Source organism: Leptospira bandrabouensis (assembly GCF_004770905.1).
Lineage (GTDB): Bacteria > Spirochaetota > Leptospiria > Leptospirales > Leptospiraceae > Leptospira_A > Leptospira_A bandrabouensis.
Genome location: NZ_RQHT01000013.1, coordinates 77,574 through 91,465, shown reverse-complemented (window position 1 = coordinate 91,465; position 13,892 = coordinate 77,574). Strand labels below are relative to the sequence as shown.

Genomic DNA, 13,892 nt, shown 5'->3' with positions numbered 1-13,892 from the left:
CGAGATGGAAACTGCCACTTGGAATCCACTCCCGTATTAGGCGGTCTCTACCACACCTACTCCTGGAAGAAAAGCGCCTAAGAGAGATCACTCTCTTTTACACTTCGGTTTGTAATGATTGTTTGCAACCTTTGCTTAAATAATCTCTTCTATAGAAGAGAAGGATTCCTTATGTCCTAGCTACCAACGGAACACTCATTTTGGGAACAAAGTCTTCGTTAATCACTAGAAATCGATGACTTCCGTTTGTTTTTTATCTTCAAAACCGTTCCTGTTTGCATCCAGCGTCTAACTTAACGAACATCTTGTTCGCTATTATAGTTTTGGCGAGGCTCACCTACTCTTGGACGAAAAGCGCTTAAGAGAGATTAATTCTCTTTTACACTTCGGTTTGCAATCTTTGCTGAAGTAATCTCTTCTATAGAAGAGAAGGATTCCTTATATCCTAGCTACCAACTGATCACTCATTTTTGGAACAAAGTCTTTGTGAATCATTAGAAATCGATGGTTTTCGATTATATTTTGTCTTCAAAATCAGTTCCCGTTTGCAATAAGTGTTTAACTTAACGAACATTTTGTTCGCTATTATAGTTTTGGGGAGGCTCAACACTATTTAAAATCAACTTGTATCCGGAGTATACGGCATTCATTGGAATTTAAGCAAAACATAAAAATTGCATATTTAAGACTCTCATATTCTGCTGTCAAAATTCCTGCTGGATAATTTTTTCCTTCAATTTCATATACAATTTTATTGCAACCTTTGTAACACTCCTTAATCGAATTTGCTTGTAAAATAAAGATATCTCTAATCGAATATGCATCTTTTAAGTAACCTGTCTCTTTCGAAATTTCATCCAAATTAAAGCTTTTACGAAATGATTTAGTATCTAGAATATACTTCATGGCAGGGCTTGTATACCAGCCAGCTTTTGGTTTAGAAAATACATTCTCCATCTCAACTACCTGAAAATAAACTTTGTCAGCAAGCAATTCGGACAGTCTCTTCTCATCCTTATCTTGAAAGGAATCCAAAATCGCTTTTGTCATCGGTTTGATTTCTATCTCACTATTTTTTTTGTCGCATGCAAAAAGTGCGGAGATAAGCATAAAGAATGCAACGATTCCAACTTTTTTTTGATTCATGCGAAATTATCTCCCCTCCATACGCATTCTAAAGTCACTTCGTTCGCTGCCTGGTTCAACTTCTCCATGCAAATGAGGACCAGTTGTTAAGCCAATAATCCTATTAGTTCTACCTAGGTATGTTCCACTGTCAAATATCTTTTCGGTACCTCTTGCATTGTAAATTTGAGAATTAATTTGATTAAAATGCTTTAGTGTAACTTTTTCAGGACCACGTGGGGTATACACTGTGAGAGTTATTCTAGAGCCATTATTTGGTTCACCAATTCTTACTTCATCAACAGAAAATTTTGCATTCGGACCGTACCAAGTGAGATTTTCATTGTAATCCCTGTCCAAGTCAACACGGTTAGGTTGATCACCACCTGTATAGTGCACTTTGTCATCAAAATTTCCAATTTTTCTCCATTGAAGTGTATCTCGCCCGAAATCTCCTTCGACAATCTGAATTGTTGAAGGATTGTGAACAGCAACTTGGCCATTTTTTAGTTCTCTGATACATGTAGAACAGCCCTTGTCAGTCAAAGTTTGACTTACAATTGGATTTAAAGTAGCTGATCGTTGTTCCTCTGAAGGTCGAACAATCTGTGCCCTGTCCAATATATCAGCGATATCACCTTTTTTAAGAAGCCCTTGCTGCACGGCTTGATCTATAAGAATCACAGATTCTTCATAATTATCTGCTTCGAGCGCAGCTTTCAGAACCATTTCCTTTTTCGAATCGTCCGAAGTAAATAGCCAAACTTTCTTATTGATGGCTGTAATAGCTTTACTTGCACTTTCGTAGTCCTTTAGAAGTTCTTTCTCACCCTTTTCATTCAAAAATTTTTGAAGTAATGCTTCTCGGTTAACATCAGCGGAATACTCACCAGAAGGAGCATTATGCACCCAAACCCCGACTTCTCCCACGAAGTAAGTATGATATTCTGCCACCTCAAAGTTATAAACAGTCTCAATCCGCTCCTCGATGGTGATGTCTGTTACAACCAGTTCCTTTCCATCCGCACCAAGAGCCACATCCCCAGGATTTAAATCTTTTGCCTGCACCCAATCAGTAGTTTCTATAGAGAACTTCTCTAAGGTATGACCTTGTTTTTTCACACGGAACGGGTGGTTCCAAGTGGTTTCAAGGACAGTTCCGTCTGCAAAGGAAACAGTGTAAATAGCATCTGTTTGGCGGATAAAGGTGTTCACTACCTTGCGGTAAGAGACTTCACCTGTTTCATCCGATTTAGATAAGACCAAATCCCCAACCTGGATGTCTTCGATGTTCTTGAGTCCGTCTTTGGTATGGATTTTGGTTCCAGCAACGAAGCAAGTCCTTTGGTGAAAATTTCCTTTCTCATCAATATAACCACTTCCAAAACTAATTTCTTTACCGGCGATCGACCTGCCCACATCTTCAAAGAAGCCGGCGATCTCTCCAAAGGCAGTTCGTGACTTCCCTGAATCTACAGTTCCAAACTTGTCGCTTGGGTGCTTTAATTTACCGTCTTTATCCAGTTCCTTCACCTTAGCCTGGAACGCATCCGGATCGCCTGCTGCATCCGCTAACTCTTTGTTGTTAGGATTCGCTTCCAAGATACCTTGCACATAACGCCCATGCGCATCAGCCATAGTCGCCGCTAGTTTTTTCTTCGCTTCCTCACTTAATTCTCCACCCATCGCTAAACCTTGAGCCTTCCCTACATCGCCCATAAAGTTTCGATTGGATGATAGGGTACTACTTTCAAAATCGTAATTGAACGCGTTAGCTCCCATTGCATTGATGGATGCTGTAAAACCATGTGTCTTTGTGTTATAACTCACTCCACCGGTGACACCACCAAACGAAGGTGAATTCACATTTGCTGTCACGCCACCAAATGCGGTATTAGTTACATTAATACCTCCTTTAGGGACGTATTTATTTACGCTCTCAGAGAATCCTACCGATTGACCAAAACCATCTCGCTTATCATAACTCAAGCCCACATCCAAGGATCCAGCAAAGTCTCCATTCTTATTCTGAGCACCTGTTCCAATCCCTAAGCCTACATCAGCTCCTGTAAACCCTTTCTGATCGAAATTCAAACCTGCATTTAAGGTGAGGCGATTGTCGCCGGTTAAACCCATTTGTAGGCCAATACTACCTGAGAAACCGCTTTTCTCATTATAAGATATACTTCCGCCAAGAGCCAACCCTTCCCCTAATTTATATCCTGCTCCTACACTTGCTCCAAAACCTTCATCATAGCTATAGCTTAAATTATATGATACTGCCCCTCCAGTAAAAGAGCGAACATAAACATTCCCGAAATTTGCAGCTCCCGCCACTGCACCAAGTACCCCTCCTTCATAAGCACCCTGCACCGCTTTATACGCAGCTAGTCCGCCTAATATTGCAGCTCCGGCCATTAAAGAAGCTCCTCCTGTAAGCGGAGCTCCCACTATAGATATTGCAGCAACTGCTATCGTTGCCGCTACTTCTACGACTGTATCAATCGTATCTTTATTCTTATGCATGAACTTGGTCACTTGACCTGAGATCGTTTTTGCATCGATCAAGCCATAAGACATCACAGATAAATATGCTCCGGCAGCTTGTCCTACCGCATTGGCAAAACCGTCACCTTTGAGAGCTTCCCCTTCTGCTTTGCTCTCGTTGTACATCTCCTTCATCTTAAGAATAGGATAGAACTGGTTGAAGTGGTGAGTTCCGAAGGCTCCGCCCACTGTAGGTCCTACCAAGTAACCCGAATTCTTCGCTGATTCCATCATGGCTTCTTTGCCTTTTTCATCAGCAGAGTTAAACTGAAGCATTTTCTGAGGATCTGATGCAAACTGACCCAAAGCAGATTGTGCTGCCTTTGCAACTCGTGCCATAGCTTTTGGATCAAGCATTGTTAAACCGACTTCACGGTTTTCTGGCTTTTCAGGATCAAAGGTTTGTTTGAAGTCCGTTTGCATCTGGTTACGAGCCAGTCTAACCATTGTGGTAAGTTCCGCACTGGCAGGAGCGTCTTTCCCTTGCAAAGACTGGTAATCGGTTAGATCCCATTCCTTTCCATTGGAATCTTTGACAGTTGGCAATTTATCCGGTTTGATATATAAGAAATTAGCATAGGTAGGAAGTATCTGATATGTAGGATTTCCCATCTTATCGACAGCAGATCTCACATACCCTGGTCCCATCTTGATAAAGTTATCCTGCAATAATTGCATCGTTAACTGTTCATCTAGGGCTTTGTTTTGTTCGGCTATCGTGGCTTCAAAGGTAAGTGGCAACGACCATAACGAGTCCAATGTTTGTAAGACTGCCATTTGTTTACTGCGGTCTTCCATCTCCTTGGTTAGAGACTTCATTTTTTCTACATTGGATTCGTCGTATTTGGATTTCTGTAGTTCATCCACAAAGAACTGAACATCCGCATACATCCCTTGTTCTAACATACGATTGTCTAGAACTTGGGGTTTGCTATTCATGATCGTGTTTAGGATTTTGTTAGCATTGTTTTGGAGAAGGACTGTGTTGGGAACACTTCCCATATTGGCGATGGTTTTTTGGATCTCAGCATACACTTGATCAATTTCAAACTGGTCGCCTTTTCTTGCTTGGTTGAGTAAGTTCACTTCCCAATCTGTTTTTTTCTTCAAAGCCTCTTCAATGCGTGCCATATGTTCGGCTTTGCCTTTGTCGGTTTCTTCTTTGAAGTCACGTCTCCACTGGTCCCAAGACTGGTTAAACGATGTCAACATATCGTTAAAACGAGCCGAACCAGTATTCATCAAATAATTTACGTTTTCGATCCAATCAGCTTTTTTAGCTTGGAAATCTTTTTCTTTATTGTCCCAAACTTTGAGTTGGTATTCACGTTGTTGGCTTTCGTTCAATGCATAGAGTTGGTCTGTTACGTTCCCTTGACCGTAGTAATCCTCCACGAGCGTCTTATACATATCGTATTCAATATTTTTCCCTGTACCACCGGTCACTTTTGTAAGGAGGTCAGAGTAAAAACGATCCCGATCGTCTAAAATTTCTCGTTTGTCTGCTTTGACACCACGGACAATGGCTGCTTCTTGGACAGCATAATACTCTTCTTTTTCGATTGTATATTGTGTTTTGGAAATAGAAGCAAGAGATCCAACAAACTCATCAGCAGATGTCATAATATTGACCATACGGCCATCATTCGCATAACCAACATTAGAACTTGTAGAAGGAGAACCTGCGGTAATCACTCCTTCTCTTATAAATAAACCATAAGAATCTTTGACGGCTCTTTTTTGGATAATAGGATCTCCATTTTTCCCCACAAGGCGGTCAATGGACAATGGTTCTTTTCCACCTGTCCAATTGATGGTTCCATTTTTCAACTGACCACTAGCGCCTGTTAGGAATGCCACATCACTATCTTCTAACCCGGTTTCAATATAGCCTTTCGCTGGTCCGCCTTTCAGCATATCGATGAGTTGTTCGCCGGTGGAAATATCTGTGTACTTATTAAGTTCTTCTTGTAGGCTTTTTAATGTATTGGCTTGTGATCTGGCAGTGTTAACAGTATTATCAATTGCAATTTTGCTATCGATCCAAGTTTTATTTCGATTGATTGCTTCCATACCCGTCATCGGGTTTCCAAGGGACATAATGGCAAAAATTAACATCGCCCTACCCATTACATTCCCAAGGGCATAATTCATTTTAGCTTCATATTCCCCATAGTTATAGGAAGTCATCCGGTGGTAGGCACTCTCCGGAGCAGCGTTAAAATCAAGTACCCAAACACCATCAAATGCTCGTTGTGCGGCAACGGATTGAGATCCGTTCCCATATGTATTTACGTATCCATAGATATTGATACTTGGGTGGACATAAGCAAGTCCTCCCGAATAAGCAGGCGGATTGACACTTCCCCGCCCTCCGTGGATAAAATCCCAACTACCTATTTTGTTCGTGGCAAGTCCATCGGCAATTTTATAGTATTCTCTGAGTCTAGTTTCTTGGCTTCTATATCCAGAATCATTAAAGTCCAAACGACCATCAAGGATGGCAGGGTTTAAACCAGAACCCACTAAGGAACTCATAGTGCCTTCTAAATCAGCACGTGCAGAATTGATCTGCCTTTGGAGTTCTTGCATTTTGTCTTTGATTTTTGTTTCTGCGATGCTAAAACGCATGGCACGTTCTGCCCACTCTTCTGCTTCTGCTTTGTTTGCCGCAACCGCAGTGTCAGCTTGCAACTCACTCAACTTCATTCGATCATCAGCGCGTTTTTGTAATAGAGTGATCTCTGCAAGTTTATCCGTGACAGCTTTTTCAGCATCTTGGTAACGTTTGCGTACCAAATCAACAGGAGATGTGAGCTCTGTTTGGCTCTCCCCAGAAATGCCATCATGTGTAGAATAATCTTTGATGGTTACATAATCATAAACAGAAGAAAGTAAACTCATCTCCTTAGAGGATTGTTCTAACAAGTCATAGGCGGTTTTGACTTCTTCTTGTTTGTTGTTGTATTGGTTTTGTTTTGTTGTCACTACAGTTTGTTGGTTTTTGAATCCCAATTCTGCCGTATCAAAATCACCGAGTCTTTGTTCGTAAATTTCTTTGTATTTTTCTAATTCAGCTAGGTAGTTTCCGTTTGCTTGTTGTTTGATGTTGAAGATAACACCAATTTCTTCCCCTGCTGTGACAATGCTTGATGCATTGGAACTTACACTTCCTTTGGATTGGTTGACCAATGCATAAGGATCTTCATTGGCAGATCGACCTGGAAGGTTATTTTTTACATAATTATCTACAACTTTCCTTGCGTTATCAAATCCACCAAGGAACTCATATTCCAGATTCGCGTTTTTGGAATAAACAGCATCACGAACACTGTAACCGGAATTTTTGATTTCTTTTAATAATACTTTGAGAGATGGGTTTTGGTCTTCTTTGGTTGTATCATAAGAATAACTGTTATACTCTTCTATGATAGATAAAAAATTTCCTAAACGGTGTTCTGCTTGGAATTCTAACTCTCTCAGGCGGTTCGTAACTTGTACACTTTCTGTTGGAGTTGCCTGTCCCGCTTGAGTAATTTGCGTATAACTTAAGTAAGATTCTACTTTGACTACTTTATTGGAAATGTCCCAAGCTAATTTTTTCTTATCTTCTTCGGCTTTGTATCCAATACTAGCAACTGCAAGTTTCACACTCTCTTCTTTTAAAGAAAGAGCCAGTTCCGAAAATCCGGTTTTGTAAGAATAAGAATTTAGAAACACCCCTTGTTGGATGGTAAAAAATGGATCAATTCCATTCGCATGTGTTGGGTCATAAAGCCCGGCTTGGCTAAGTAAAATGGATTGTTTTTCTTCTTCTGTGACAGGACTTCCCAGTTTGTTACCTGCAGAAGTTATGTATTCTTCAATGTTTTCGCCGGAGTATGATCTAAGGAGATAATCCATTCTGGCTGCTTTGGTGAAAGCACCCATAAGATTTGACTCATAACCATTGGTATTCAACCAATTGGCAAGACTTGTTGTATCTTCTGGGGATAAATCATCTGTCCAGTTTTGGTAGTATGTATTTAATAAATGATATTCTTTGAGTGAGTCAGGAAGGTAAGTGGATGGATTTTTAGATTCCCTTTCCCCCGCATATGTCATGACGGTATCTCTATCAGAATCACTGAGTCGCATCAAACTTGCGAACTCATTTGCTAATGTTTGTACACCCATATCTACATTACGAGTTGCGTAATCTTCAAATGTTGCAGTTAGGATATAGTTTTTTAGTTCTGCTGGGTACTGTGTAAGATTCGGGATGGTTCCTTGTGCCAAAGATGTTTGGATGCGGCTGAGAGATTGGCGTAAAGCCAGTTCTTTTCCTGCGTCTCTTAAGTCTTCGTCGTATGTGAGTAATAGGCTGTCTACTTGTGCTAGGTTAGATGTTCTTAATAATCTTGCTTGTAGATCGTATGGTGTGATGAGTTCTTCGATTTCTGTGATTTGTGTTTCTGTTAATGCGGCTCCTAAGAAGTTTGCTGTTCTTTCAAGTTTGCCACTCGGTCCCGGTAGAACAAATTTTCCACTCTTCACATCGGATAAAAATTTATCTATTGTTCCATTGTTTGCAATGGTTCCTAGATATGCCTTGGCCAAAATGACTTTTTGGTTTTCCCAAGCAAAGGTCTTCAAGTTGTCCATTCCTGAGATGATGGAGGAATCTAAACTGTATCCTGATTGGTCTAACTTTGTTTTTAATGTTTCAAATTTAGTAAGGGATAGACCAATTTGATCCATAGACTGATCCAGCGGCAATCCTTGTGTTTCCAATCCATCAATCATAGATCGAAGTTCTGCAAATAGTTTGGCTGCTTCTTCTGCTGTTTCTCTCGTTGATTTGGACTCTTCGTAATCGGTTTTGAGTTTCGCTGTATCTGCTTTGTCAGCTGTTGATAAACTTTGGTAGTATTTCAGTCCTGCCATTTCTTTCGTAAAGACTTCTGCATTGGCAAGTGATTCCCAAAGAGAAGCATTTACTTCTTCCCCACGAGCTGCTTTGGCAGTTAAAAATTCACGAATCCCTTTTGTATAACTAATCAAGTTTTCTTGGCTGATTGTATTCTGGTTTGCAGCAGAGGCATACACCACAATCCTCTCATCTAAGTTCTCAAGATAATCTTCCCCAGCTTCTTCCGAATCTTTTCTTCGGGCATAAAGAGCGAGATATTGGTCAGAAAAAGTAATTCCTTTATACATAGTTTCGGAAAAGGAATTTAATGTAGCGAGTTGTTCCAATTGATTGGAAACAGAAGTTTTTTGAAACAATGCCTCTGCTTCCAAATCCGCCAATTTTTCTTGGATATTCACGCTGAGTCCTAATGGCCCATCTTGAAAAACAAAATGATACTTTGGTCTTCCTTCCGCTGAATTAAAATAATCGTAAAAACCTGGTAAGGCGGAATTGATTTTACCAAAACTTGATATAGTCAAAAGAGTTTTGTCTGCAATTCCAATGGAAGATTTATATTCTGCGAGTAAACTTTGTGACTTTTCAGTTGCCTCTTCCAGTTGGATGGTGAGTTCACGTACATAGTCTGTGGCTTGCATTTGTTTTGCAGAAAAATCTTTTAACTTTTCAGATACTTCTTCTGCAAGTTCTGCATATTCTTCCGTCCCAGGAGTTGCCGCTCTCCAAGTTGTCAATATTTGCATGTAATCCGCATGTGCTGATTCCAATTCCGACTTGATCGTTCCCCAATTAGCAATCATTCCATCTAGGGAAGTTTTTATCGTTTCTAGTTCTGAATAATCCAATCCAGCAAATGGTTTTTCATATCCAGTGAGTTGCAAATTTGAATCTAGGATTGGTTGGGATGTATCTTCAAAATCTTTTAATGTAAGATACTGTTCCAGTTTTTGAATCTCAGCAGTGTAACCTGTTTTTTTTGTATCATTAAAGAAGTCCAAATAACTGGGATATTCACTTTCAATTGCCACATGTCTGGGGTTCAAGAGTTGAGATTTTTCAATGATTTCTGCTGCACTGTTGTCTATATTTAAGATTTTGTTAGAAATTTCTGAGTGGATTGCGAGCCCTTCTTTTTCTCCGAAGATCTCAATGAGTTTACCAACATCAAGTAATGAACTCAACTGTGCACGTGGAGTTCCTGGATTGTTTGCTAAATGTCCAGATAATAAATTCGCACGTCGAGTTTCTTCACTAGAGTCTCTGTCTGTTGAATTGCCAATTCGGAAGGAATCGCTGAGTAATCTGGATGCAGTGATATCATCAAGTCCAGATACTGCATCATGTAGTTCTTTTAATAAACCTGTAGCTTTGTTTTCTTGTCTTTTGAAGTATTCTTCTTTCAGTATACTCAATACTTCTCCGGATCGAACTCGGGAAACAAAATCATCAACTTTTTGAGATACTGCAATTTCACGAGCCACTTGTCCATTGGCTGCTTGGAAGAAAAAGGATTCTCCATATGAAAAACTCTCTTTTAAGAATTTCTTTTCGTTGGCAGATCCGTTCCATCGAATTTCTTCCCTTTCTGTGGCAGTATATTCTTTACCACTTTCATAGAAGGACAACAATGCATCTGCATAATCTTTTTGTCTTCCCATGTCTTCAATAAAATCATCGTATCCTGAACCTGCTATATAATTGGCAAATGCACCACGACTACTTCTAAAAAACTCAAGAACTGTCGCCATCGCTCTTCTTTCTAATATAGAACTAGCATCTGTTTTTGTATCTTGGCTAATTACCTCAGAGTCTTTCAACATACGAAGGTAAATGGATTCGACATTCCTATCTCCTTCGCCTAAATTACCCAAATAACCTAAAAGCATTTCCATAGCTTTTGCATTTACTTCCGCACCAGCTACTTTCTTCTTTTGTTCTGCTTGTTTTTGAAGCGCTGTTAATTTAGCTTCATCACCAGTTTCATCTAACAAAAATGTTAATTCTACTTCTTTGGCTCTATATTCTAACTCGAATCCATCAAAGAGTGACACAAGACCATCAGAAACTTGTTTTGTTTTATTGTTTCTATCTTCCAAAGCGTTTCGGAAAACTAAATTCATCTGTCCATAATGGCCCATTGCCTGAATAGAATCGGAGAACAAAGTTCCCACTCCATTTAAAGAAGTAAGCATTCCAGCAGATAGATTCGACTCGTCACCACGAAGTGTTCGGAAATTTTCCTTCGTTGTTGCTCTTTCCGAACCCGTCAAGGTTGCATCCACAATAGCATCCGTTTTGGACAAAGCATCCAATACATTTACATTCAAATACTGAACTGTTTTGCTAACTTCGGCTATATATTGATTATATTGGTCAATTTTGTTTACCGCAGTTCCTATCGCCTGTTCCAATTCCACAATTTTCGCAGAATATGCAAGACTTCCTTGGTTCCCAACATTGGCAGAAACATAAGACTGATAGTTTGCCATTGCAGTTTTTAATTCGTTAATCCCCTCTTTGCCAAGTGATAAGGCATCCCCAGAAGAAGATGTTAGACTTTGTAAATATTCATAAGTAGGAATGATGGATTCCGCATTTAGATAAGAAGCATCTAAACGAGAATCTGCATACAATCTTGAAATAATGTTTTCATACTGATTTACAAAAGTTGGAATTTGATTCGTAGTGGTTTCCAACTGAGTGACATCAAGTAAGTTGATCTTTGTAATTAAATTAGTGATACTATTGTCGTGGGAAGTTACAGCTGTGACAACAGAACTATCTAAGCCTGCCAAACTTGCCTTCCATGTTTCTAAACTTTGTTTTACTTGAACAGAAACTTGATTTCCATACAGCTGAACTAACTTGTCACCAGCTAACAATGAATCAATTTTTTCTTCTAATGTTCCATCTCCGTCAAGTACGGCGACAAGCAATGTTCGATTTTCTTTTAGTTTCTCAAACTCTAATACCCTTTGGTTGATTTCTGCATAAAAAGTTTGGGAACGAAATGCATTTTCTCTCTCATATTGGAGTTCATACATCTTTCTTTCTTGCTGGCGTAGAACTTCCCTTTGACGCTCAAGCTCTTCTTGGGCTTGGACAATTTCTCCTCTAAGTCCAGTATTCCCTTGGATGGCACTCGAATCTGAAGTTAAATCCCCTATTTGACCAAGCATTCCAGGGTTACGAATTAATACCTGGATCTTTAGAGCAGCTTCATAAGCAACCGAAGCATCACCCATGCTGGCTCTTGCAAGCTCTAAGGCCTTTCTTTTCTCTTCTAAAATTCTATTTTGTTCAGTAAGTTGATTGAGAATGGTATCTGGATTTGTTACTGTGGATCCTGTTTCTACACTTGAATTTGGATCCATACCCGGTGTTCCAAATACACTACTTCCACTGCCATTTAACTCAGATAGAAGAGATAAATATGCCGCTTCTTTTGCTTTGAAGTTTTGTCGAATTGTGTCCAACTCTGCTGCAATTTGAGCTGCCGTTTTTTGGCCCACATTCCCAACCGCATAATCATAAACAGCTTTAGCGCGATCTCGTTTTGCTTCCAATAACTTCAATTCTTCGCGAGCGAGTTTGAGTTCAAACTCTTGAACACTCAATACATAAGGATCGCTTCCACCAGCATTTACCAAAAGCCCTTGTCCAACACCTGTCCCTCGAATGTCTTGGTCATGGATTTGATTTTGTGTAGCTGCTACTAAATTTCTGTATCTTGTCTCTAAACCTTTCCAATAATCTCTTTGTTGGCGGTATTCGGCAACAACACTAGAATTATATCCACTTCCAGGTGCCTCTGCACGTGCCAATGCATCTTCAAACCAGTCCAAATTAGATGCGATTGTAGATAAGGTATCGGCACCCACTGTAATTACATCAGTGATCCCTCTAACATGTGCATCCCAACTGGATTTATTTGTAGCAAGTGTGCGATCCAGTTCCTCAATCGCCTTAGCTTTGTTTTGGACCATTGTGGCTTCGCTTGCATCCCATTGTTTCAAACCCTCTTGGATTTGTTTTTGGACTGTTGCAACCCACTCTTCTCTCGCTTTTACTAATTGGCCATACGCATTGGTCCAATCTGCTTCCCCAGATCGCCATTGCATCTCTACATCTCGGTCGTAACGGAGTTTGCCGAGAATCATTTCATCAATTGCTTTTTGCCAGAGGCCTTGTCCCTCTTCCAATGCTTTTAAAACTTTTTCTTGGTAAGCTTCATCTCCATTTTGGAAATTCAAAGCGACTTGGTTGGGAAGTGTGTTCTCCCCGTAAACAAATACTCCTCCATTTTGAGCTATCTGTTGTTTCGTCCTCTCCACTAGAAGTTTTGCTAACTCAGAAGGATTTGTCTCTTGCGCCAATCGATTGGCCATGTCTTCATTTTGGTTTTGTTGCGAAACAAAATACATCCTCTTCGAAGAGAGCAAAGAAGATTCTTCATATTCGTAATCTGCGAGATATTGTTCTTTTAGTCTCGCCAATTCACTTTCAAAAGCAAGTCTCTCTACTTCGGAAGAAAAAGTAAGGCCTCCTTGAACTTCTAAAAATACTTCTTCGAGAGATTGCTCCCAATCTGTTTGGATATTGGATGAGACCGCATTAATTGTTTCGTCCCAAATTTTTACTTTGTCAACGGCAGTGGCACCAGCCTTTGCCGCAGCATCTGCTTGCGCCATACCAAGTACAAGACCGGCACGATCCACCAAGTTCCAGACACGTTCTAATTGAGGACTTTGTAAATAGACTTTCCAGAATCCGCGTCTTTCATCTATTTCGCGTTGGACTTCTTCTTCCCATTCTTCTTTGGCAAGTCCCTTCTCGACTTCTAACTTTTCACGTTCCCTTTTTTTCTCCTCTGGGTCCGCAAATGCCCGCAATTCCTTTTCTAATTCTACTTCCGCACGAGCTTCCCAGTCTCCTCGCACAACGCCAAGACCACGACCAACTAACTTATTAAATTCTTCTTCTGACGTTGCGTGGTTTGCTTGTTCGAACTGACGATCCATTTGACCATCCGTTCCCTTTCTCCAAAGGTCACGAAATCGGTTCTCTTGCCCGATAAGACCCAAAACAAAAGAACCAAAGGTCATTTCAAATATGATGATTGATAATATGGCAGATTTTAGTCCTTTAAAAAGGGCGTGTTTTGTCTTTTTTAACTGGCGTTTTTGGGTCTTTGTCATTTAATTTCGCTTCCTAACAACCGTTCTGTCAGAATTGTGCTTTAACCTAACCTCTACCTCCTAACCGTCTACAAGATTTTACAGAAAGAATATCAACTTTTACGAATGCG

2 protein-coding genes are annotated in these 13,892 nt (G+C 40.1%); both read right to left on the bottom strand.

All coding sequences use genetic code 11. The features are described 5' to 3' along the window. Positions 1–609: 609 nt before the first annotated feature. The gene (locus EHR07_RS07155) at positions 610–1,146 is read right to left on the bottom strand and encodes a hypothetical protein (RefSeq protein ID WP_135744459.1); all 537 of its coding nucleotides are present in this window, start codon (positions 1,144–1,146) and stop codon (positions 610–612) included. Between the two features lie 6 nt (positions 1,147–1,152). Beyond that, entirely contained in the window at positions 1,153–13,782 is a 12,630-nt protein-coding gene (locus EHR07_RS07150) for a polymorphic toxin-type HINT domain-containing protein (RefSeq protein ID WP_135744458.1), read from the bottom strand. Positions 13,783–13,892: the final 110 nt, after the last annotated feature.

Bases quoted from the DNA above. Each gene is read 5' to 3' on its own strand.
- EHR07_RS07150 (WP_135744458.1), bottom strand. From the start codon at position 13,782: ATGACAAAGACCCAAAAACGCCAGTTAAAAAAGACAAAACACGCCCTT.
- EHR07_RS07155 (WP_135744459.1), bottom strand. From the start codon at position 1,146: ATGAATCAAAAAAAAGTTGGAATCGTTGCATTCTTTATGCTTATCTCC.